This window comes from Streptomyces sp. NPDC028314, from assembly GCF_055565795.1.
In genome coordinates this window covers 124,109-144,925 of the sequence record NZ_JBVHTP010000014.1, presented here as the reverse complement: position 1 = coordinate 144,925, position 20,817 = coordinate 124,109, and the positions used below count along the sequence as shown (strand labels likewise).

Sequence of the window (20,817 nt, the reverse complement as noted above, 5' to 3'; positions counted from 1 at the left end):
CGCCCGCGTCGGCCTGCGCGTCACCGGTGCCGTCGGCGCGGACGTGCGCTGACCAGCCAATCCGCCCCCGTACCCGGTGCGCATCGACCGATCGGTTGACCCCGGGGTCAACCGGTGCGGTGGCCGTCGCGAGCCGGTACGGCGACGGGTGGGGCGCGGTGGCGGGCCGAGGCTTGGAGCAGCAGGAAACGAGCCCGACGCATCCAGGAGCAGACATGAACACCCGCACCCGCGTTCTCACCGGTACCGCTCTCGCCGTCGCGATCGGCGCCGGGACCTTCGGTGCCGTCAGCGCGAGCGCCGCGCAGGCCGAGTCCGCCCCGGCGGCCGCGTCCGCCGCCGCGCCGGCCGCTTCCTCGAAGAAGGACGACGACAAGAACGACAAGAACTTCACCACCACGACGCACCTCACCGTCGACGCCGCCACCCGCGCCGCCCAGGCCGCGCTCCAGGCCGCCGGGAAGGAGGGCCAGAAGGTGACGGTCGCCGTCGTCGACCGCAACGGCAACACCATCGTCACCCTGCGCGGCGACGGCGCGGGCCCGCAGTCCTACGAGTCGGCGGAGCGCAAGGCGTTCACCGCCGTGTCCTGGAACGCCCCGACCTCCGTGCTGGTCGGCCGCCTCGCCCAGACCCCGAACCTGAAGGACATCCCCGGCACCCTCTTCCTCGGCGGCGGCGCCCCGGTGCAGGCCAACGGCGCCCCGGTCGCGGGCATCGGCGTGGCCGGCGCCCCGAGCGGTGACCTGGACGAGAAGTTCGCCAAGGCCGGCGTGGACTCCCTCGGACACTGACACCCCCGGTCCACGTGACCGCCTCCGGCCGGAGCCCCGGCTTAGGATCGAACGCGTGGACCACCGCATGCTCTCCCGCCTCGCCGCCCCTGCCGTTGCCGCCCTGCTCGCCCTCACCACGGGCTGTACGGGCGCCACCGTGGAGGGGCGGCCCGGTGCGTCCGGGCTCCGCGACCCGTACTTTCCCAAGGCCGGAAACGGCGGCTACCAGGTCGACCACTACGACCTCGACCTGGCCTACGACCCCGCGGACGGGGAGCTGAACGGCACGGCCGTCATCACCGCCCGCGCGGAGCAGGGGCTCAGCTCCTTCAACCTCGACTTCGCCGGCCTGCGCGTCGAGGGGGTCACCGTCCAGGGCGAGGCGGCCCGCTTCAACCGCACCGGCAACGAGCTCACGGTGCGCCCGCCCGAGGACCTGAAGAAGGGCGAGGTGTTCCGTACCGAGGTCGACTACACCGGGACGCCGAAGGCGCTGACCGATCCGGACGGCTCCAAGGAGGGCTGGATCACCACCGACGACGGTTCCGTCGCGGTCGGTGAACCGGTCGGGTCGATGGGCTGGTTCCCCGGCAACCACCACCCCGCCGACAAGGCCACCTACGACATCAAGCTCACCGTGCCGCACGGCTACGAGGCCGTGTCCAACGGCGAACTGCGCTCCCGCACCGAGACCGGCGACGGGCAGACCGAGTTCGCGTGGCACAGCCCGGAGCCGATGGCGAGCTACCTGGCGACCGCCGCCGTCGGGAAGTTCAAGGTGTCCACCGGCCGCACGCCCTCCGGGGTGGGCGTCTACAACGCCGTGGCCCCGGGCGAGGCGCCGGGGAGCGCGGCCGCGCTGGCCCGGATCCCGGAGATCGTGGAATGGGCGTCCGGAAGGTTCGGCCCGTACCCCTTCGGTACCGTCGGCACGATCGTGGTGCCCGACGGGACCCTGACCTACGCGCTGGAGACCCAGACCAAACCCGTCTACTCCGGTGCGCCCGACGAGGAACTGATCCTGCACGAGCTGGCCCACCAGTGGTTCGGCGACTCGGTGTCGCCGAAGTCCTGGAAGGACATGTGGCTCAACGAGGGCTTCGCCACGTACGCGGAGTGGCTGTGGGCCGAGGAGCACGGCGGCGTCAGCGCGCAGAAACGGTTCGAGGCCTTCCTCGCCGGCGACGAGTCGGTCGACGAGGAGGCCGGCTCCGACTGGGCCGCCTTCCCGCCGGCCGCCCCGCCCACGGTCAAGGACATCTCGGCGGACCCGGTGTACTACCGGGGCGCGATGGTGCTCCACCGGATCCGGCAGGAGGTGGGCGACGAGAAGTTCTTCGCCCTGCTGCGCGGATGGGCCGCCGACCACCGGCACGGCAACGCGAGCACGGCCGACTTCACCGCCTACGCGCAGGAGAAGACGGGCCACGACCTGAAGGCGGTCTGGGACGTGTGGCTGTACGGGGAAGGCCGCCCGAAGGGCTAGTCGGCGCCCCGGAGGACCTTGCGCAGGACCGTGCAGGGGCGGCCCCCCTCGCGGTCGGCGGCCTGGCGCAGGGGGACGTAGCCCTGGGCCTGCCAGAACGCCAGGGCGCCCGGGTTGTTGTCGAGTACGGCGATCCGCACGGCCGCGCGTCCTGCCGCGCGGAAGCGGTCCTCGACCAGGCCGGCGAGGGTGCGGCCGTATCCCTCGCGGTGCGCGGTCGCGTCGACGAGGAGGAGGCCGATCCAGGGGTCCGGATCACCGGAGGCCGGGTCGGGGTGGTGGGCGAGCGTGGCGGCCACGCCGACGAGACGGCCCGCGGAACGGGCCATCAGGACTTCGGCGCCCTCGTGGGCGAGTTCGTCGGCCAGGGCCGCCGCGACCTGTTCGACCGTGATGCGGGCCGGGTCGGGGAAGTCGCCGCTGAGCTCGAAGAACGCGTGGTTGGTCGCGTAGAGCGTGGCGATCTCGGTGAGGACCGGGCCCGGTAGGGCACCGTCCACGGGGACGAGCGGTTGCAGGATCACCTGGCGAACGGTAGCGAAGCCCCCTCCCGCAACGGCGGGAGGGGGCTTCACCAGCGGTGATACCGAGGAGATCAGACGTTGACGCCGAAGTCCTGGGCGATGCCGGTCAGGCCGGAGGCGTAGCCCTGGCCGACCGCGCGGAACTTCCACTCGGCGCCGTTGCGGTAGAGCTCGCCGAAGACCATGGCGGTCTCGGTCGCCGCGTCCTCGGAGAGGTCGTAGCGGGCGATCTCGGCGCCGCCGGCCTGGTTCACGACGCGGATGTACGCGTTGCGGACCTGGCCGAAGTTCTGGCTGCGGGTTTCGGCGTCGTAGATCGAGACCGGGAAGACGATCTTGTCGACGTCGGCGGGGAGGCCGGCCAGGTTGACGTTGATGGCCTCGTCGTCGCCCGCGCCCTCGCCGGTGCGGTTGTCACCGGTGTGGACGATGGTCTGGTCCGGGGTGGACTTGTTGTTGAAGAACACGAAGTGGCCGTCGGAGACGACCTTGCCCGTGGCGTTGACCGCGATGGCGGAGGCGTCCAGGTCGAAGTCGACGCCGGTGGTGGTGCGGGTGTCCCAGCCGAGGCCGACCGTGACGGCGCTGAGGCCGGGGGCCTCCTTCGAAAGCGAGACGTTGCCGCCCTTGGACAGGCTTACTGCCATTTTGACTGGTGTCCCTTCCTCGTCACATGACCGCGAGATGTGGCCAAGTTACCGCTGACCTCCATAACGCGGGGAGGGGGGCGGTAGGTTCCACGGCTTTCGGCGGGCTTCGTCCGGCTCGGCCCGGGCGGATGCCCGCGGCGAAATGTGGGTGACGGGGACGGGGCGGGCACGGATCATAGGGGGCATGCCTGGTCCCTATGTCATTCGTGGTTCGGTCGTGCTGCCCGAGGGGGAGCTCGGCTGGCGGTTCTCGCGTTCCTCCGGGCCGGGTGGGCAGCACGTGAACACCTCGGACTCGCGCGTGGAGCTGCTGTTCGACCTGGCGGCGACCAAGGCGCTGCCGGACGTGTGGAAGGAGCGGGCGCTGGAGCGGCTCGCCTCGCGGCTGGTGGACGGGGTGGTGACGGTGCGGGCTTCCGAGCACCGGTCGCAGTTCCGCAACCGCGAGATGGCGCTCGTACGGCTGGCCGCGCTGCTGGCGGAGGCCACGGCGCCGCCGCCGAAGGCCCGCCGGGCGACGAAGATCCCGCGGGGGATCAACGAGCGCCGGCTGCGGGAGAAGAAGGCCCGGGCCGAGACCAAGCGGGGCCGGACCGGCCGCGACTGGTAGCCCGGGACTCCCGGCCCCCGCGGCCCCCGGCCCTCACGCGCCCGGCAGCCCGCATCGGACCCCGGCCCTCACGCCCCGGGCAGCCCGGCTCCAGGCCCGGCCCCGCTAAGCGCTCAGGTGGCGGTAGCGCCCGCGGAAGTACAGCAGCGGCGGGGCCTCCGGGCGCGGGAAGGCGGTCGCGAGGACGCGGCCGATCACCAGGGTGTGGTCGCCGGCCTCCACGCGGGATTCCGTGCGGCACTCCAGGGTGGCCACGGCGTCGGTGAGGAGCAGGGCCCCGGAGACGGGCCCGCGGGCCTGCGGGAGGCCCTCGAACAGCAGCCGGTCGCTGATCCGGCCCTTCATCGCGAACCGGCCCGCGACCTGGACCTGGCTGTCCGCGAGGACCGAGACCGCCCACAGCGGCTGCTCCGCCAGCAGGTCGTCCATGCGGGAGCCCTCGCGCAGGCTCACCAGGACCAGCGGCGGGTCCATGGACACGGACATGAAGGCGGTCGCCGTCATGCCGGCGTCCTCGCCCCGGGGTCCGCCGTCCGTCAGGGCCGGCTCGTGCGCGGTGATCAGGCACACGCCCGCCGCCAGCCGGGACATGGCGGCCCGGAAGTCGTCGTTGCTCACCCCCTCAGCATGCGGGGTCACGGACGGGGAGTCGGGTACGGCGGTCGTTTTCGGCACGGCAGGAACGCTAGTCTCGCTCTCCCGCGCCGCACATCGGACCCTGGTCCGAGCCGTGTCCCCGCCCCTTGGCCTAGGCCTGGGCGTATCGTTTGCTCCCGGGAATGAGGGGGAGCGCTCCCAGTCGGCACAGGGCCTGTGACCGGCCGCCTGGGCCCCGTTATTCATCTCATGTGACTTGAGTCACAGAGAGCAAGATTTGTTGACCCTGTGTACCTGCCGCACAGCTCACTGTGATTCAGTGGACGGGACACCGCAACGAAACGCCGATGACAAACCTGGAGTTGCTGTCGAGGTCTCGGGGAGAGCGAGCAATGGAGACCGAGTCGGAGCCGTACGTCCGTCTTGCGACCCTGCGGCAGCTGCACCGGGTGGTGGCCGAGCTCAACACGGCCCGCAGCCTGGCGGACACTCTGCAGACCGTCGTGGACGGCATCGTCGTGGGCCTCGGCTACGAGCTCGCCTGTGTCAACCTCGTACGCCCTGACGGGGATCTGGTCGTCGCCGCCTTCGCGGGCGACCCCGCCGCCGAGGCTCTGATCACCGGTCGGGTCGGCTCCCGGCCCGCCTGGGAACGCCGCCTGGCGATGGGTGAGAACTGGGACGGGCTCCGCTTCATCCCGCACACCGAGGGCTGGGTCCTGATGGAGGACGACGTCCCCCAGTGGCACACCGACGGGCCCGATCCGCGCTTCGAGGACGAGTGGCATCCCGAGGACCGGCTCTACGCCCCCATGTATGCGGCCGGCGGGGAACTTCTGGGTGTCATTTCGGTGGACAGACCGCGCAACGGGCGCCGCCCCGGCGCGTGGGGGCGCGAGGCGCTCCAGATGTACGCCTTCCAGGCGGCGATTGCCATCAGCAACGCACGGCTGCGCGCGAACATGCAGCGGGCCCTCGTACGGCTGGAAAGAGAACAGCAGGCGCTGCGCGCCAGCGAGGAGTCCTTCCGCCAGGCGTTCGAGTACGCGCCCAGCGGCATGGCCATCGCGGAGATGGGCGGCGACCAGCACGGCCGGCTGCTGCGCACCAACGACGCGCTGTGCCGGCTGCTGGGCCGCCCGGCCTCGGTGCTGCGCCGCTACTCCTTCTCCGACCTCGTGCACCCCGAGGACATCGGGACCCTCCTGCGCACCTCCGCCGAGGGCGGCCGGGCCGAGCTGCGGCTGGGGCGGCGCGACGGGACGTACGTATGGGTCTCGCTGCGCAATTCCGTGGTGGCCGACGCGGCCGACGGCCCCCGCTTCCTGCTCACGCACGTCGAGGACATCGAGGAGCGCAAGCGGCACGAGCTCCAGCTCGCGCACCGGGCCAGCCACGACTCGCTGACCGGCCTGCCCAACAGCGCCGAGCTGCGCTCCCGCCTCGGGGCGCGGCTCTGTCGCAGGCCGCAGTCCGTACGCGCCACTGCCGTGGAGGCGCTGGACGCGGCCTTCGAGGGACGGCCCGAGGCGGGTGGTGCCGCCGAGCACGGCTTTCAGCCCGACGGGTTCCCGGACCCCTTCGAGTTCCCGGGCACGCCCGCGACGGCCGGCGGCGAGGCCGGCCCGTACGACCACCACGTGCACGCGGTCGCGCCCGCCACGGACATCGACGACGGTACGAAGGGGCTCGCGGTGCTCTTCTGCGACCTCGACGGGTTCAAGTCGATCAACGACCGCTTCGGGCACCACACGGGCGACGCGGTCCTGATCGAGGTCGCCCGGCGGCTGACGACCTGCGTCAGGGACGGTGACACCGTCGCTCGGCTGGGTGGTGACGAGTTCGTCGTCCTCGCGGACGGGCTGGGGGCGGCCGACGCCGCCGACCTGGCCGTCCGGCTGCGGAACGCGATCATCCCGCCGATCCGGGTGGACGGCCGGGCGGTGCGTGTCGGGGCCAGTTTCGGCATCGGCTGGGCCAGCTGCGGGATGTCGGCGGACGAGGTGCTGCGCTCCGCCGACCAGCGGATGTACATCGAGAAAAGGTCCCGTTCCAAGGCGCACCGCCGGGCCGGCTGAGACGATCGGCCGCTCGTGGGCGCACGTGTTCGGGGTAGGCTCCCGTGGGTCGAAAGGAGTGACCTGCGATGACGACGCCCGCGAACAACGGCCCGAACAGTGGGGCGAACCAGCCCGAGGACGACGACCCGTTCGGCTACCTCTACGCGGACGGCCAGGCCGCCGGAGCCACCCCGCCCGCATCGGGCGGTGGATACGGCTACCCCGGCCCGACGGCCGGTGGTCAGCCCGGCACGCAGCCCGGCGTCCCCCGGACCTCGTACAACCAGGTGCGTACGGTCGGCGAGCGGACGTACGGCGGCCAGCGCGGGCAGGTGCCGCAGCAGCAGCCGCCGCAGTCCTACCAGGCCCAGTACCAGGCCCCCGAGGCCTTGCACGCGGGCGGCTACGGCGTTCCGCCGCAGCACCAGCCCGCGCAGCCGCACAGCCAGCCGGCCCACGCCCCGGGCGGGCACGGCGGGCACGGCGGCGGGGGCTCCAGCCGGCGCGGGCTGCTGATCGCGGCGGTCGCCGTGGTCGCCGCCGTCGCGATCGGGATCGGCGCGGCCCTGGCCTTCGGCGACAAGGGCAAGGACAAGGACGACAAGGGCCAGGCGAACGGCCAGCAGTCCCAGCAGCCCGTCCAGCCGAACCCGAACTCCCCGGCTCCCCAGCCGAGCGGTTCGCCGGAGCCCTCGCAGTCCCCGCTGCCCAAGGGCGACGCGGCCGGCGCGGGCATGACCCTGACGGGCGGCGCGCAGCTGCAGAGCACCGTCCAGGGGTCGAAGAGCTCCGACGGCCAGTACGTGGGCGCCTTCAACCAGAGCGGCGCCGCGCTGACCTGGACGGTGGACCTGCCGGAGGCCGGTGAGTACACGCTCTTCGTGAACTACGCGGTGCCCGGCAAGGACGCGAAGGCGACCCTGACGGTCAACGGGCAGAGCCCGAACCAGACGCTGAACCTGGCGAACTTCGCCAAGGCCGAAGCCGGCGCCTGGGACAAGGGCTGGACCCGCACCTACGCGTACATCAACCTGAAGAAGGGCTCCAACACGATGAAGATCTCGTGCGAGCCCGGCAACCAGTGCGACGCGATCTTCGACACGCTCGACCTGGGCCGGGGTCACCTCAAGCGCTGACGGGACGCGGGACGTGCGGTGAAGCGGGGCGCCACTCGGGTGGCGCCCCGTTCGTGCGTCGCGGGGCCGGCGCGGGCTCGCCCGGGCGGTGCCTAACCGCTGCTCAGGACCGAGATGCTGTGCCGCAGTTCCTCGTAGGTGGGCGCGTCGAACTCGCCCGCCGCCGGGGCGTGGACGGTGGCCGCCGAGAGGGCGACGGCGCGCGTGAGGCGGCCCGGCCAGTCCAGGCCCTCGGCCAGCCCCGACAGCAGGCCCGCCACCGCGGAGTCGCCGGCCCCGGTGGGGTTGCCGCTCAGTGCGCGGGGCGGGGCGGCCTGCCAGGTGCCGTCGGCGGTGGCGGCGAGCAGCCCGCCCGGGCCGAGCGAGGTGACCACCGCGTGGGCGCCGCGGCGGCGGGCGTCGCGGGTGGCGGGCAGCGGGTCGCGGGAGCCGGTCAGTTCGGCCAGCTCGGCGGCGTTCGGCTTGATCATCTCGGGGCGGGCGGCGATGCCGCGGCGCAGGGCCTCCCCGCTGGTGTCCAGCAGGACGGGGACCCCGGCCGCGCGGGCCGTCCGTACGAGGACCGCGTACGCGCCCACCGGCACGCCCGGCGGGAGGCTGCCGCACAGGGCCACGGCGCTCGCGCCGGGCAGGAGTTCGGCGTAGCGGGACAGGAACCGGGCCCATTCGGCGGGAGTGATCTGCGGGCCGGGTTCGTTGAACTGGGTGGTGTCGCCCGAGGCTTCGTCGACGACGGCCACCGTGCGCCGGGTGGCGTCCGCGCAGGGGACGAGGGCGTCCACCACGCCCGGGGAGTCCGCCAGGAGGCCGCGTACGACCGCGCCCACCGGGCCGCCCGCGAAGCCGGTCGCGGTGACCTCGTGGCCGAGCGCCGCGAGGACGCGGGCGACGTTGATGCCCTTGCCGCCCGGGCGTTCGGTGACACCGGCGACCCGGTGCGAGGTGTGCGGGCGCAGTCGCGGCACCCGGTAGGTGACGTCGAGTGCGGTATTGAGCGTCACGGTGAGGATCATGGCCAGCCCCGGTCTCGGTGGATGCCGGGATCATGCCAAACAGTCGGCGGCCCGCCCAGTCCCGAGGGCCGGCCGCCGCTGCCGGTACGCCGATCGGGCGCTCAGCGAAGCGGGCTGACGATCCATTCGCCGCGCCGCATGACGCCCTTGACGTCGAACTCGGCGTCCAGGACGACCAGGTCGGCGTACTTGCCGGGTTCCAGCGAGCCGACCTGGTCGTACAGGCCGAGGAGCTTGGCCGGATTGGCGGAGATCGCCTGGACCACGGACTCGACGGGGAGCTTGTCGACCGTCACCGACCGCTTGAAGGCGGTGTCCAGGGTCAGGGTGGAACCGGCGATCGAGCCGCCCTCCACGAGCCGGGCCACACCGTCCTTGACCTCGACCTCCAGCGGCCCGAGGTGGTAGGTGCCGTCGCCGAAGCCGGCCGCGTCCATGGCGTCGGTGATCAGCGCGACGCGGTGGGCGCCCGCGTGGTGGAAGGCCAGTTCCAGCATCGCGGGGTGCAGGTGCGTGCCGTCGTTGATGAGCTCGACGGTGACCCGCTCGTCCTCCAGCAGCGCCGCGATGGGGCCCGGGGCGCGGTGCTCCAGGCCGGGCATGGCGTTGTAGAGGTGGGTGGCCACGGTCGCGCCCGCGTCGATGGCCTGGCGCGTCTGGTCGTACGTGGAGTCCGTGTGCCCGATCGCGGCGATGACCCCGTGCTCCGCGAGCAGCCGTACGGAGTCCAGCCCGCCCGGCAGTTCGGTGGCGAGGGTGAACATCCGGGCGGCGCCGTGCGCGGCGTCGACCAGCTTGCGGACCTCGGCCGGATCGGGGTCGCGGAGCAGGTCCTCCTTGTGCGCGCCCTTGCGGCAGGGGTTGATGAAGGGGCCCTCGAAGTGGATGCCCGCGATCTCGCCCTGCTGGGTCAGCTCGGCGAGCAGCGCCGCGCGGCGGGCCAGTTCGTCGAGGTCGCCGGTGACGGTGGAGGCGATCAGGGTGGTGGTGCCGTGCTCGCGGTGGGTCCGTACGCCCTTGAGGACCTCTTCGGCGCTGCCGGAGGTGAAGGAGGCGCCGCCGCCGCCGTGGTTGTGCATGTCCACGAAGCCGGGAACGATCCAGTGCCCGGTCAGGTCGACGGCGCGGGCGTCCTCGCGGGCGGCGCCCGCGATGCGGTCGCCGTCGACGATGACGCGGCCGTTCGCCACGGTCCCGGTGGGCAGCACCACCTTGGCGCCGGAGAGAACGGTGCTGTGTGCGCTTCCGGACATCAGGCAGGTACCTCCGTGGCGAGTAGGTCCCAGGCGAGCAGACCCGCGCCCAGGCATCCGGCGGTGTCCCCGAGGGCCGCCGGAACGATCTCGGGCAGCCGCTGGAACGTCACGCGCTCCTCCACGGCCGTCCGAAGTGGTGTGAACAAGGTTTCCCCGGCCTCCGCGAGCCCGCCACCGACGATCAGCGTGCGCGGGTCCAGCAGGGTGATCGCGGTGACCAGCCCGTCGGCGAGGGCGCCGATGGCGGACAGCCACACCTCACGGGCGCGTACGTCGCCCGACTCGACGGCCTTGGCACAGTCGGCGGCGTCGGCCCCGGGGTCGCCGGAGGCGGCGGCCCAGGCGCGGCTGACGGCGGAGGCGGAGGCGAGGGTCTCCAGGCAGCCGTGCTGGCCGCAGCCGCAGGCGGGGCCGCCGGGGCGGACCACGATGTGGCCGATCTCGCCCGCGTAGCCGTGCGCGCCCGCCTCGATGCGGCCCGCGATGCCGATGGCGCCGGCGATGCCGGTGCCGAGCGGGATGAACAGGAAGCGGTCGGCGCCCCGGCCCGCGCCGATGCGGCCTTCGGCGAGCCCGCCCGTGCGCACGTCGTGGCCGAGGGCCACCGGGATGCCGCCGAGGCGCCTGCTGAGCAGCTCGCGCATCGGTACGTCGCGCCAGCCCAGGTTCGCCGCGTACACGGCGATCCCGTTCTCGGCGTCGACGATGCCGGGCACGGCCACCCCGGCGGCCGAGGCGGCCGTGCCGAAGCGTTCGCGGCCCAGCTCCAGCAGGTCGGCGGCGAAGTCCAGGATCGTCTCGACGACGGCTTCGGCGCCCCGCTCGCGGCCGGTGGCGCGGCGCGCCTCGTGCAGCAGGGTGCCTTCCGGGGCGATGAGGGCGGCCTTCATCCCGGTGCCGCCCACATCGAGGGCGATGACGTGTTTCACGGGTTTCACAGAGACAGTCTCGCGTGCTCAGGAGGCAAAGGTCTAGTCCAATGAGGAGGATTGTTGAGCTGCCATACAAAATGGGAGCCCCGGTCCGGCAACGGTCCGGACACGGTCCGCGCGCGCGGTGCCTTCCGATGTGGAGGAGTCGCCAAAGTGGTGTAGACCTTACGTCGAATCGTACGTACAACAAGGGGTGGATCGAGAACTGTGAAGGGCCGTTACCTGAGCCTGGCCGCGACCGGGGCCGTGCTGTGCCTGACCACCGCGACGCTGACGGGCTGCGGAACCGTGTCGGCGCTCTCCGGGGACAACGAGGTGACCCTCCGGGTCGTGGCGGCCGACTACGGCGACAATCCGCAGAACTCGTCGGCGGCGTACTGGAAGGACCTCGCCGCGAACTTCCAGAAGGACCACCCCGGCATCAAGGTCGAGGTCAGCGTCTACTCCTGGACCGAGGTCGACGCCAAGGTCGCCGAGATGGTGAAGGCCAAGAAGGCCCCCGACATCGCGCAGATCGGCGCCTACGCCGACTACGCCGAGGCGAACAAGCTCTACACCGTCGACGAACTGCTCTCCGTGCAGACCGAGGCCGACTTCCTCGGCCCGCTCGCGGACGCGGGCAAGGTCAAGCGGGTCCAGTACGGGATGCCCTTCGTGGCCAGCACCCGGCTGCTCTTCTACAACGAGAAGCTGCTGACCGACGCGGGCGTGCTCCCCAAGGACGCCAAGGGCGGCTGGCAGCCGAAGAGCTGGGCGGACCTGGAGGCGGCCGCCAAGAAGCTCAAGGGCGCCGGCGTCCCCACCCCCTTCGCGCTGCCGCTGGGCCGCGAGGAGGCGCAGGCCGAGACGATGATGTGGATGCTCTCGGGCGGTGGCGGCTACACCGACAACGAGGAGAACTACGCGATCGACTCCGCGGAGAACGTCAAGAGCCTGGAGTTCCTGCGCGACAAGATGGTCGGCCAGGGCCTGACCGGCTCCGTCGAACCGGGCAAGCTCGACCGGCAGGCCGCCTTCGACGCCTTCAGCCGCGGCGAGGTGGGCATGCTCAACGGCCACCCGACGCTGGTCAAGCAGGCGGCCGCGAAGGGCGTGAAGTTCGGCATGGTGCCGATGCCCACCGTCGACGGCGCCGACCACTCCGCGATGGGCGTCGCGGACTGGGTGATGGCCTTCAAGAACGGCCACAAGAAGGAGTCCGGGCAGTTCCTGGACTACCTGTACGAGGCCAAGAACGTGACGGCCTTCACCAACAAGTACGACCTGCTGCCCGTCACCACCAGCGGCTACCGGGCCATGCAGGCCGGCAACGGCGGCTCCACCCCGCAGCTGAAGACCTTCCTGGCGGCCCTGCCGAGCTCCAAGCTCTACCCGGCCGGCAAGAAGTCCTGGGCGGGCGTCAGCGAGGACGTGAAGCAGAACATCGGCAAGGTGGTCCAGCCGGGCGGCCAGCCCGAGAAGGTGCTGGGCGACATCGCGACGGCGGCGCGCAAGGCCGACGGCGACCGCTGAGGCCCTCGGGGGCGGTGTCGGTGGTCGGCGTTAATCTGGCCGTATGACGGACGACGGGCGGTTGACGGCCACCGAGGCCGCCGTGCTCGCGTACGAAGGACGTACCTGGACGGGGCCCGGCGCCAAGGAGCGGGCCATTCGCGAAGGACTGGGGATGGCCCCCGTCCGGTACTACCAGCTGCTCAACGCCTTGATGGACGATCCACGGGCGCTGGAGCACGCCCCGGGCACCGTCAACCGGCTCCGCCGGATCCGCGAAGCCCAGCGGGCCCGGCGATAGCCCTCGTACGGCGGGACCGTTAGGGTCGTCCGTATGGGGAGCCATCCGCACGATCTGCCGATGCCCGTGCCCGCCACCGCTGCCGGACGCGAGGGACTGGAAGCCCTCCTCCGCGCACCCCGGAAGTCCGTCGTCGCCCTCGACTTCGACGGCACCCTCGCCGACATCGTCCCGGACCCCGACCAGGCGCGCGCCCACCCGGACGCCGTCCCGGCGCTCTCGCAGCTCGCGCCCGAGGTGGCGGCCGTGGCCGTCATCACCGGCCGGCCCGCCGGGGTCGCCGTCCGGTACGGGGGCTTCGCCGGGGTCCCGGGGCTGGAGCACCTGGTGGTGCTGGGGCACTACGGGGCCGAGCGGTGGGACGCCGTCACCGGCATCGTCCACGCGCCCGCCGAGCACCCCGGGGTGGCGGCCGTACGGGCCGAGCTGCCGGGGTTCCTGGAGTCGATCGGGGCCTGGCGCGGCACCTGGATCGAGGAGAAGGGCCAGGCGCTGGCCGTCCACACCCGGCGTGCCGCCGACCCGGAGCGGGCCTTCGCCGCGCTGCGGGAGCCGCTGGCGGAGCTGGCGGCCAGGCACGGGCTGATGGTGGAGCCGGGCCGGGCCGTGCTGGAGCTGCGGCCGCCGGGGATGGACAAGGGCGTCGCGCTGACCGAGTACCTCGCGGAGGTGCAGGCCGAGGCGGTGCTGTACGCCGGGGACGACCTCGGGGACCTGGCCGCGTACGCCGCCGTCGAGAAGCGGCGGGCCGACGGACTGCCCGGGCTGCTGGTGTGCAGCGGCACCGAGGTGCAGGAGCTGGCCTCCCGCGCCGACCTGGTCCTGGCGGGACCGGGCGAGGTGGCCGCCTTCCTGGCCGCCCTCGCCGCCGCGCTGCGTTCCTGAGCGCGTTCCTGAGCGCTGTCCGACCAGGGCCGGCCCGACCAGGGCCGGCCCCGGCCGCTACTCCTCGCGCAGGGTCGCCAGCTGGGTCGTGAACCAGTGGGCCGGCGGGAGGGCCGTGGCGGCGGCGGCGAGCCGCTTGGTGCGTTCCGCACGCTCCGACTTCGGCATGGTCAGGGCCTTGTACAGGGCCTCCGCCGTCTGCGTCACGTCGTACGGGTTCACCGTCACCGCGTCCTCGCGGAGCTCCCCGTACGCCCCCGCCCCGGTCGACAGGACCAGCACGCAGCCCCGCTCCGACACCACCGGGATCTCCTTCGCCACCAGGTTCATCCCGTCCCGCACCGGGTTGACCAGCGCCACGTCGGCCAGCCGGTACGAGGCCAGGGAGCGCGCGAAGTCGTCCTCCACCGAGACCAGCACCGGCTGCCAGTCCTCCGTGCCGAACTCCGCGTTGATCTCCTCCGCCAGCCGGGCGACCGCCGCCGTGTAGTCCCGGTACACCGCCAGGTCCTGCCGGGACGGGTAGGCCGACGCCAGGTGGATCACCTTGCCCTGCCACTGCGGGTAGGTCGTCAGCAGCTCCCGGTACGCGTGCAGGCCGCGCACGATGTTCTTCGACAGCTCCGTCCGGTCCACCCGGACGATCGTCTTGCGGTCGCCGACCTCCGCCCGCAGCGCGGCCAGCTTGTCGTCCACCTCCGGCCGGTGGGCCAGCGCCCGCAGCTCGTCGCCGTCCACCCCCAGCGGGAAGACCCGTACCGCCGTGCTGCGCTGCGGCCAGATCGAGTACCGGCGGTGGTCGACCTGCGACCCGTGGGCCCGGGCCCGCCCCCACGCGTCGTCGATCTCCATGGCCCCCAGGAAGGCGTCGGCCCACTCCTCGGTGTGGAAGCCCAGCAGGTCCGCGCCGAGCATGCCCCACGCCAGCTCCTCGACCACGTACTGGGGGAGGATGCGCAGGTACTCGGGGGAGGCCCACGGGGTGTGCGTGAAGTGGGAGATCCGCAGGTCGGGCCGGAGGATGCGCAGCATGCCGGGCACCAGCGCCAGGTGGTAGTCCTGCACCAGCACGGACGCGCCCTCGCCCGCCTCCTGCGCGAGCGCCTCCGCGAAGGCCTTGTTGTAGGCGCCGTACGCCTCCCACAGTCGGCGGAACTCCGCGTCGAAGACCGGCTCGCGCGGGATGTCGTAGAGGTGGTGGTGGGTGAACCAGAGCACCGAGTTGGCGATGCCGTTGTACGCGGCGTCGTACACCGCGGGATCGATGTCCAGCATCCGGACACCCGGCTCGGACACGCCCTGGCGGACCGCCTCCCGGTCCGCGTCCGAGAGCGCCGCGCAGATCCACACCGCGTCGGGCTGCTGCGCGAGGGCCGCGGAGAGACCGGAGACGAGACCGCCCCCGCCGCGCCGGGCGCTGAGGGTGCCGTCGTCGGCGAGGGCGTACGAGAGGGGGCCGCGGTTCGCCGCTACGAGTACCTGTGAGGACATGCGGCCAACCTAGCCCGGCCGGTCCCCGCTCAAACGTCCTCCCCCGGCTACCGCTGGAAGGTGCCCCCGGTCACGCCACCCGACGGCCCGAGTACTCCTTGACCTCGATCATCGGCGGCCGCTCCTCGGTGTCCACCGCGTACGTCCGCGGTACGAAGCCGTCCGGGCCGCGCTCGAACTGCGTCAGCTCCGGCCGTACGAGGTGCCCGCGCGAGAGCCGCAGCTGGGCCGTCCGGTAGATCGCCGCGGCCATCCGGCCCAGCGCCCGGCCGTCCTGGTGGCGGTGCAGCCGCACGCCGACGTCCACCTGGGCGAGCGCGTCCAGCCCGACCGTGTGCAGCGCGTCCACCAGCAGGCCCAGCTCGACGCCGTACCCGACGGGGAACGGCAGCCGTTCCAGCAGGGAGCGCCGTACGGCGTACTCGCCGCCCAGCGGCTGTACGAAGCCGGCCAGCTGCGGCCAGTGCAGGTTGAGCAGGGGGCGGGCGACGAGCTCCGTCACCCGGCCGCCCTGGCCGGGCGTGTCCCCCAGCGGGCGGTCGTACATCGCCTTGACGAACTGCACCCCGGGGTCGGTCAGCAGCGGGCCGACGATCCCGGAGACGAAGGCGGAGGAGAAGTCCCGCAGGTCGGCGTCCACGAAGCAGACGACGTCCCCGGTGGTGGCCAGCAGCGAGCGCCACAGCACCTCGCCCTTGCCGGGCAGCGCCGGGAGCCGCGGCAGTATCGCGTCGCGGTGCACCACCCGGGCGCCGGCCGCGGCCGCCACCTGCGCCGTACGGTCGGCGGAGCCCGAGTCGACGACCAGCAGCTCGTCCACCAGAGGGGTGGGGAGCCCCTCGATCAGGTCGCGGCGGATCACCTCGACGATCCCGCCGACCGTGGCCTCCTCGTCGAGCGCGGGCAGCACCACGCTGACCGTGGTGCCCGACGCCCGTTTCCGGTCGAGCAGCTGGTCGAGCGGTCGGTCGGCGGCGGACCAGGAGCGGTCGGCCAGCCAGCGCTCCACCTCTTCCAGCACTTTTGGTACTCCCTGAGAGTCGATCGGTCATCGGCGTTTCGGGCGAAATGTGATCCATCTCGCCGTTCGGACGGCTGTCTCAACCGCCCGGCCCTTCGGTTACAGTCTTGAACAACGCGATGGACCACCGCATGCCGGGGGTCCGCGTGTACAAACGCCCGGGCGCGCCATAGAGCGCGTTGCCCGGTGCCATACCGCTCATCCAGAGGGGCAGAGGGACACGGCCCGTTGAAGCCCCGGCAACCCTCCAGTCGGTTCTCGCGTCACGCACATCTGCGGCGTCAGCGAGGTCCCCGGCTAGGGAAGGTGCCAATTCCGTCTCATGGCGAAGTGCGCCATGGGGAAGATGAGGAGAAAGGGCCTCGCCATCATGGCTGCACAGACTGTCGCCACCTCTGCCGACCTCGATTCGGTCGATCTCGGACCCGCCACCGGCCTTTCCTGCCGCGAGTGCGCCACCCGCTTCGAACTCGGTCCCATCTTTGCCTGCGCCGAGTGTTTCGGACCGCTTGAGGTCGCCTACGACCTGCCGACCGGCGACCCCGAGGCGCTGCGCGCCGCGATCGAGGCCGGCCCCCAGAACATCTGGCGCTACGCGCCGCTGCTGCCGGTCCCGGCGGACGTGGCCTCCAAGCCGAGCCTGAACCCCGGCTTCACCAAGCTCGTGGACGCGCAGAACCTGGCCAAGGAGCTGGGCGTCACCGGCAAGCTCTACGTCAAGGACGACTCCGGCAACCCGACGCACTCCTTCAAGGACCGCGTCGTGGCGATCGCCGTCGAGGCGGCCCGCGCGTTCGGGTTCACCACCCTGTCCTGCTCCTCCACGGGCAACCTGGCCGGCGCCGTCGGCGCCGCGGCCGCCCGCGCCGGCTTCCGGTCCTGCGTGTTCATCCCCCACGACCTGGAGCAGGGCAAGGTCGTCATGGCCGGTGTCTACGGTGGCGACCTGGTCGGCATCGAGGGCAACTACGACGACGTCAACCGCTTCTGCTCCGAGCTCATCGGCGACCCGCTGGGCGAGGGCTGGGGCTTCGTCAACGTCAACCTGCGCCCGTACTACGGCGAGGGTTCCAAGACGCTGGCGTACGAGATCTGCGAGCAGCTCGGCTGGCAGCTGCCCGACCAGATCGTCATCCCGATCGCGTCCGGCTCGCAGCTGACGAAGATCGACAAGGGTCTGCAGGAGCTGATCAAGCTCGGCCTCGTCGAGGACAAGCCGTACAAGATCTTCGGCGCCCAGGCCGAGGGCTGCTCCCCGGTCTCGACCGCCTTCAAGGCCGGTCACGACGTGGTCCGCCCGCAGAAGCCGAACACCATCGCCAAGTCGCTGGCCATCGGCAACCCGGCGGACGGCCCGTACGTCCTGGACATCGCGCGGCGCACCGGCGGCTTCGTCGAGGACGTCACCGACGAGCAGGTCGTCGAGGCCATCAAGATCCTCGCGCAGACCGAGGGCATCTTCGCCGAGACCGCGGGCGGCGTGACCGTCGGCGTCACGAAGAAGCTCATCGAGAACGGACAGCTCGACCCGGCGCTGACCACCGTCGTCCTGAACACCGGTGACGGCCTCAAGACCCTGGAGGCGGTGGCCGCGGAGAGCGGGCAGACCGCCACCATCCGCCCGAGCCTGGACGCGTTCCGCGCCGCCGGCCTGGCCTGACCCTCACCCCGAACTCCGGAAAGGCAGTAGCGCCATGAGCGTCAACGTCCGCATCCCCACCATCCTGCGCACCTACACCGGCGGGCAGGCCGAGGTCTCCGCCGAGGGCGCGACCCTCTCCGAGGTCATCGAGTCCCTGGAGAAGAGCCACCCGGGCATCGCCGCCCGCGTCCTGGACGACCAGGGCAAGCTGCGCCGCTTCGTGAACGTCTACGTCAACGACGACGACGTGCGCTTCGAGGGCGGCCTGCAGGCGGCGACCCCGGACGGCGCCGGAGTCTCGATCATCCCGGCCGTCGCCGGAGGCTGAGCGGACGGGCGCGCCCCTCGGGGCGACGCCGACGCCACGGATACGCACAAACCAGAATTGCCCCCTCCGCTAATAAGCGGAGGGGGCAATTCTGGTTGGTTGGGCGCGGTAGAGTTGGGGAAGTCCCATCCGCTGTTCTTGCCCGCCGCATATGAGCGGGCCACCGGATGGTTGACATTGAGTCAACATGCAAGTGCGATATGGGCCTTTGGTGCCGGGATGTCAGGCCCGAGTTGCCCGGGAATATGCCAAATTTTCACTCTATTTCAATGTTTTCGCGTGTCCAGAATTCTCGTCGGAATGACCTGTTGCAGACAGCACCGGTGCGGATACATTCAGCCGCGGTCGAGGCGTTCCGGCGCAAGTTCTGACCCGGGTCCGCGAAGTGCGGATCTGCGCAAGGGCCAGTAATAGGGGAGTTAGGCATGGCTCAGGGCACCGTCAAGTGGTTCAACGCGGAGAAGGGCTACGGCTTCATCGCGGTCGACGGTGGTGCGGATGTGTTCGTCCACTACAGCGCCATCCAGATGGACGGGTACCGCACCCTTGAAGAGGGTCAGCGGGTCGAGTTCGAGATCTCGCAGGGCCAGAAGGGTCCGCAGGCGGACATGGTCAAGCTCGCACTCGGCTAGTCCCGGCGCGATCGACCACCGACGCAGCAGGTACACGTGCATACGAGGGGCTCACATCCTGGACACGGGATGTGGGCCCCTCGTGCGTGCCCGCCTCCCGCCAGGGCGTTCGCGGGGTCTTGCCCGAAGCCGCTTGCACTCGGAGGGGTCGAGTGCTAATCATTGGCGTTAGCACTCTCCGGGTGAGAGTGCTACTAAACGAGGACCGGGCCGGTGAGGCCCGCAGGGTCCGGCGGGAAGGAACCGCCTGACTCGCTGGCCGTCCGTCGCGGGCGCGGGCGCGGTCCGGAGCAATCCACCCCTGTCCGGGAGGACCACTTCAGATGGCCAAGATCATTGCGTTCAACGAGGAGGCCCGGCGCGGTCTCGAGCGTGGGATGAACCAGCTCGCCGACGCCGTCAAGGTCACCCTTGGCCCCAAGGGTCGCAACGTCGTCCTTGAGAAGAAGTGGGGCGCCCCCACGATCACCAACGATGGTGTCTCCATCGCCAAGGAGATCGAGCTCGAGGACCCGTACGAGAAGATCGGCGCCGAGCTGGTCAAGGAAGTCGCCAAGAAGACGGACGACGTCGCCGGCGACGGTACGACCACCGCCACCGTGCTGGCCCAGGCCCTCGTCCGCGAGGGTCTGCGCAACGTGGCCGCCGGCGCCAACCCGATGGCCCTCAAGCGTGGCATCGAGAAGGCCGTCGAGGCCGTCTCGGCCGCCCTGCTCGCGCAGGCCAAGGATGTCGAGACCAAGGAGCAGATCGCTTCCACGGCCTCCATCTCGGCCGCCGACACCCAGATCGGCGAGCTCATCGCCGAGGCGATGGACAAGGTCGGCAAGGAAGGCGTCATCACCGTCGAGGAGTCCCAGACCTTCGGTCTGGAGCTGGAGCTCACCGAGGGCATGCGCTTCGACAAGGGCTACATCTCGGCGTACTTCGCCACCGACATGGAGCGTATGGAGTCGGCTCTCGACGACCCGTACATCCTGATCGTCAACTCCAAGATCAGCTCGGTCAAGGACCTGCTGCCGCTCCTGGAGAAGGTCATGCAGTCCGGCAAGCCGCTGCTGATCATCGCCGAGGACGTCGAGGGCGAGGCCCTGTCGACCCTGGTCGTCAACAAGATCCGCGGCACCTTCAAGTCCGTCGCCGTCAAGGCCCCGGGCTTCGGTGACCGTCGCAAGGCCATGCTCGGCGACATCGCCATCCTCACGGGCGGCACGGTCATCTCCGAGGAGGTCGGCCTCAAGCTGGAGAACGCCGGTCTCGACCTGCTCGGCCGCGCCCGCAAGGTCGTCATCACCAAGGACGAGACCACCATCGTCGACGGTGCCGGTGACAGCGACCAGGTCCAGGGTCGCGTCAACCAGATCCGCGCCGAGATCGAGAACTCCGACTCGGACTACGACCGCGAGAAGCTCCAGGAGCGCCTCGCGAAGCTGGCCGGCGGCGTGGCCGTCATCAAGGCCGGTGCCGCGACCGAGGTCGAGCTCAAGGAGCGCAAGCACCGCATCGAGGACGCCGTTCGCAACGCGAAGGCGGCCGTCGAGGAGGGCATCGTCGCCGGTGGTGGCGTGGCCCTGCTGCAGGCCTCCTCGGTCTTCGAGAAGCTGGAGCTCACCGGTGACGAGGCGACCGGCGCCAACGCCGTGAAGCTCGCGCTGGAGGCCCCGCTCAAGCAGATCGCCGTCAACGGTGGTCTCGAGGGTGGCGTCGTCGTCGAGAAGGTGCGCAACCTGCAGATCGGTTGGGGCCTGAACGCCGCGACCGGCGAGTACGTCGACATGATCGCCGAGGGCATCATCGACCCGGCGAAGGTCACGCGCTCCGCGCTGCAGAACGCCGCGTCGATCGCCGCGCTGTTCCTGACGACCGAGGCCGTCATCGCCGACAAGCCCGAGAAGGCCGGCGCCGGCGCCCCGGGCGGCATGCCGGGCGGTGACATGGACTTCTGATCGGCCCCGGGCTGATCGGCTGTTCCGTACGCGTTCCGAG

General features: G+C 71.5%; 20 protein-coding genes and 1 riboswitch. Of the genes, 12 read left to right on the top strand and 8 right to left on the bottom strand.

Going from position 1 to position 20,817, the window contains the following annotated elements; translation table 11 throughout:
* Window positions 1-215: 215 nt before the first annotated feature.
* Both ACZ4TG_RS29245 and ACZ4TG_RS29240 read left to right on the top strand, forming a co-directional pair.
* A complete protein-coding gene (locus ACZ4TG_RS29245; protein ID WP_468168032.1) occupies window positions 216-794 on the top strand; it encodes a GlcG/HbpS family heme-binding protein in 579 nt (192 codons plus the stop codon).
* Between the two features lie 67 nt (window positions 795-861).
* Window positions 862-2,262, top strand: coding sequence for a M1 family metallopeptidase (locus ACZ4TG_RS29240; RefSeq protein WP_468168309.1), 1,401 nt, complete (start codon window positions 862-864; stop codon window positions 2,260-2,262).
* On the opposite strand, the gene ACZ4TG_RS29235 is transcribed toward ACZ4TG_RS29240, so the two are convergent.
* Window positions 2,259-2,786: a GNAT family N-acetyltransferase gene (locus tag ACZ4TG_RS29235; protein WP_468168029.1), complete on the bottom strand. Its 528-nt coding sequence runs from the start codon at window positions 2,784-2,786 to the stop codon at window positions 2,259-2,261. The genes ACZ4TG_RS29240 and ACZ4TG_RS29235 overlap by 4 nt on opposite strands.
* A 71-nt stretch (window positions 2,787-2,857) precedes the next feature.
* Window positions 2,858-3,433: a TerD family protein gene (locus ACZ4TG_RS29230; protein WP_468168026.1), complete on the bottom strand. Its 576-nt coding sequence runs from the start codon at window positions 3,431-3,433 to the stop codon at window positions 2,858-2,860.
* Between the two features lie 178 nt (window positions 3,434-3,611).
* Here ACZ4TG_RS29230 and arfB point away from each other — a divergent pair, with 178 nt between their 5' ends.
* Entirely contained in the window at window positions 3,612-4,046 is a 435-nt protein-coding gene (arfB, locus tag ACZ4TG_RS29225; protein WP_468168306.1) for an alternative ribosome rescue aminoacyl-tRNA hydrolase ArfB, read from the top strand.
* A 105-nt stretch (window positions 4,047-4,151) separates the two neighbouring features.
* Here the strand turns inward: arfB and ACZ4TG_RS29220 are convergent, their stop codons facing one another.
* Window positions 4,152-4,721 (bottom strand): flavin reductase family protein, encoded by a 570-nt coding sequence (locus ACZ4TG_RS29220; protein WP_468168023.1) that lies wholly within the window; start codon window positions 4,719-4,721, stop codon window positions 4,152-4,154.
* A 314-nt stretch (window positions 4,722-5,035) separates the two neighbouring features.
* On the opposite strand from ACZ4TG_RS29220, the gene cdgB reads away from it, so the two are divergent.
* Both cdgB and ACZ4TG_RS29210 read left to right on the top strand, forming a co-directional pair.
* Complete coding sequence (cdgB, locus tag ACZ4TG_RS29215; protein WP_468168020.1) at window positions 5,036-6,721, top strand: diguanylate cyclase CdgB; 1,686 nt, start codon at window positions 5,036-5,038, stop codon at window positions 6,719-6,721.
* A gap of 68 nt (window positions 6,722-6,789) precedes the next feature.
* The gene (locus ACZ4TG_RS29210) at window positions 6,790-7,839 is read left to right on the top strand and encodes a CBM35 domain-containing protein (protein WP_468168018.1); all 1,050 of its coding nucleotides are present in this window, start codon (window positions 6,790-6,792) and stop codon (window positions 7,837-7,839) included.
* Window positions 7,840-7,931: 92 nt separating this feature from the next.
* On the opposite strand, the gene ACZ4TG_RS29205 is transcribed toward ACZ4TG_RS29210, so the two are convergent.
* From ACZ4TG_RS29205 to ACZ4TG_RS29195, 3 genes are all read right to left on the bottom strand, one after another.
* On the bottom strand, window positions 7,932-8,852 hold the full coding sequence (locus ACZ4TG_RS29205) for a 1-phosphofructokinase family hexose kinase (protein WP_468168015.1): 921 nt from the start codon (window positions 8,850-8,852) through the stop codon (window positions 7,932-7,934).
* A gap of 101 nt (window positions 8,853-8,953) precedes the next feature.
* Window positions 8,954-10,105 (bottom strand): N-acetylglucosamine-6-phosphate deacetylase, encoded by a 1,152-nt coding sequence (nagA, locus tag ACZ4TG_RS29200; RefSeq protein WP_468168012.1) that lies wholly within the window; start codon window positions 10,103-10,105, stop codon window positions 8,954-8,956.
* Window positions 10,105-11,037, bottom strand: coding sequence for an ROK family protein (locus ACZ4TG_RS29195; protein ID WP_468168303.1), 933 nt, complete (start codon window positions 11,035-11,037; stop codon window positions 10,105-10,107). Before ACZ4TG_RS29195 ends, nagA begins: the two co-directional genes overlap by 1 nt.
* Window positions 11,038-11,247: 210 nt before the next feature.
* Here ACZ4TG_RS29195 and ACZ4TG_RS29190 point away from each other — a divergent pair, with 210 nt between their 5' ends.
* The 3 genes from ACZ4TG_RS29190 to otsB are packed head-to-tail and all read left to right on the top strand — an operon-like array spanning window position 11,248 to window position 13,717.
* Window positions 11,248-12,552 carry an extracellular solute-binding protein gene (locus tag ACZ4TG_RS29190; protein ID WP_468168010.1) on the top strand — a complete coding sequence of 435 codons (1,305 nt, stop codon included), beginning with the start codon at window positions 11,248-11,250 and terminating at the stop codon, window positions 12,550-12,552.
* Between the two features lie 43 nt (window positions 12,553-12,595).
* On the top strand, window positions 12,596-12,832 hold the full coding sequence (locus ACZ4TG_RS29185; RefSeq protein ID WP_468168007.1) for a DUF3263 domain-containing protein: 237 nt from the start codon (window positions 12,596-12,598) through the stop codon (window positions 12,830-12,832).
* 33 nt (window positions 12,833-12,865) lie between these two features.
* Window positions 12,866-13,717, top strand: a complete 852-nt coding sequence (gene otsB, locus ACZ4TG_RS29180; protein WP_468168004.1) for a trehalose-phosphatase — start codon at window positions 12,866-12,868, stop codon at window positions 13,715-13,717.
* A gap of 57 nt (window positions 13,718-13,774) precedes the next feature.
* Here otsB and ACZ4TG_RS29175 read toward each other — a convergent pair whose 3' ends face one another.
* On the bottom strand, window positions 13,775-15,208 hold the full coding sequence (locus ACZ4TG_RS29175) for an alpha,alpha-trehalose-phosphate synthase (UDP-forming) (RefSeq protein WP_468168001.1): 1,434 nt from the start codon (window positions 15,206-15,208) through the stop codon (window positions 13,775-13,777).
* A gap of 70 nt (window positions 15,209-15,278) precedes the next feature.
* The gene (locus ACZ4TG_RS29170; RefSeq protein ID WP_468167998.1) at window positions 15,279-16,229 is read right to left on the bottom strand and encodes a glucosyl-3-phosphoglycerate synthase; all 951 of its coding nucleotides are present in this window, start codon (window positions 16,227-16,229) and stop codon (window positions 15,279-15,281) included.
* Between the two features lie 195 nt (window positions 16,230-16,424).
* A riboswitch (SAM riboswitch) is annotated at window positions 16,425-16,582 on the top strand.
* A 17-nt stretch (window positions 16,583-16,599) separates the two neighbouring features.
* Here ACZ4TG_RS29170 and thrC point away from each other — a divergent pair.
* The 4 genes from thrC (at window position 16,600) to groL (ending at window position 20,777) form a co-directional block, all read left to right on the top strand.
* The gene (gene thrC, locus ACZ4TG_RS29165) at window positions 16,600-17,889 is read left to right on the top strand and encodes a threonine synthase (RefSeq protein ID WP_468167995.1); all 1,290 of its coding nucleotides are present in this window, start codon (window positions 16,600-16,602) and stop codon (window positions 17,887-17,889) included.
* 34 nt (window positions 17,890-17,923) lie between these two features.
* A complete protein-coding gene (locus ACZ4TG_RS29160) occupies window positions 17,924-18,199 on the top strand; it encodes a MoaD/ThiS family protein (protein WP_468167992.1) in 276 nt (91 codons plus the stop codon).
* A gap of 425 nt (window positions 18,200-18,624) precedes the next feature.
* Window positions 18,625-18,831 (top strand): cold-shock protein, encoded by a 207-nt coding sequence (locus ACZ4TG_RS29155; RefSeq protein ID WP_030009783.1) that lies wholly within the window; start codon window positions 18,625-18,627, stop codon window positions 18,829-18,831.
* A 323-nt stretch (window positions 18,832-19,154) separates the two neighbouring features.
* Window positions 19,155-20,777 carry a chaperonin GroEL gene (gene groL, locus ACZ4TG_RS29150; RefSeq protein WP_468167989.1) on the top strand — a complete coding sequence of 541 codons (1,623 nt, stop codon included), beginning with the start codon at window positions 19,155-19,157 and terminating at the stop codon, window positions 20,775-20,777.
* Window positions 20,778-20,817 lie beyond the last annotated feature (40 nt).

Coding starts and splice junctions, on each gene's coding strand:
- ACZ4TG_RS29240 (WP_468168309.1), top strand. CDS start 862: ATGCTCTCCCGCCTCGCCGCCCCTGCCGTTGCCGCCCTGCTCGCCCTC.
- otsB (WP_468168004.1), top strand. CDS start 12,866: ATGGGGAGCCATCCGCACGATCTGCCGATGCCCGTGCCCGCCACCGCT.
- ACZ4TG_RS29230 (WP_468168026.1), bottom strand. CDS start 3,433: ATGGCAGTAAGCCTGTCCAAGGGCGGCAACGTCTCGCTTTCGAAGGAG.
- ACZ4TG_RS29155 (WP_030009783.1), top strand. CDS start 18,625: ATGGCTCAGGGCACCGTCAAGTGGTTCAACGCGGAGAAGGGCTACGGC.
- ACZ4TG_RS29205 (WP_468168015.1), bottom strand. CDS start 8,852: ATGATCCTCACCGTGACGCTCAATACCGCACTCGACGTCACCTACCGG.
- ACZ4TG_RS29245 (WP_468168032.1), top strand. CDS start 216: ATGAACACCCGCACCCGCGTTCTCACCGGTACCGCTCTCGCCGTCGCG.
- groL (WP_468167989.1), top strand. CDS start 19,155: ATGGCCAAGATCATTGCGTTCAACGAGGAGGCCCGGCGCGGTCTCGAG.
- ACZ4TG_RS29175 (WP_468168001.1), bottom strand. CDS start 15,208: ATGTCCTCACAGGTACTCGTAGCGGCGAACCGCGGCCCCCTCTCGTAC.
- nagA (WP_468168012.1), bottom strand. CDS start 10,105: ATGTCCGGAAGCGCACACAGCACCGTTCTCTCCGGCGCCAAGGTGGTG.
- cdgB (WP_468168020.1), top strand. CDS start 5,036: ATGGAGACCGAGTCGGAGCCGTACGTCCGTCTTGCGACCCTGCGGCAG.
- ACZ4TG_RS29160 (WP_468167992.1), top strand. CDS start 17,924: ATGAGCGTCAACGTCCGCATCCCCACCATCCTGCGCACCTACACCGGC.
- thrC (WP_468167995.1), top strand. CDS start 16,600: ATGGCTGCACAGACTGTCGCCACCTCTGCCGACCTCGATTCGGTCGAT.
- ACZ4TG_RS29185 (WP_468168007.1), top strand. CDS start 12,596: ATGACGGACGACGGGCGGTTGACGGCCACCGAGGCCGCCGTGCTCGCG.
- ACZ4TG_RS29210 (WP_468168018.1), top strand. CDS start 6,790: ATGACGACGCCCGCGAACAACGGCCCGAACAGTGGGGCGAACCAGCCC.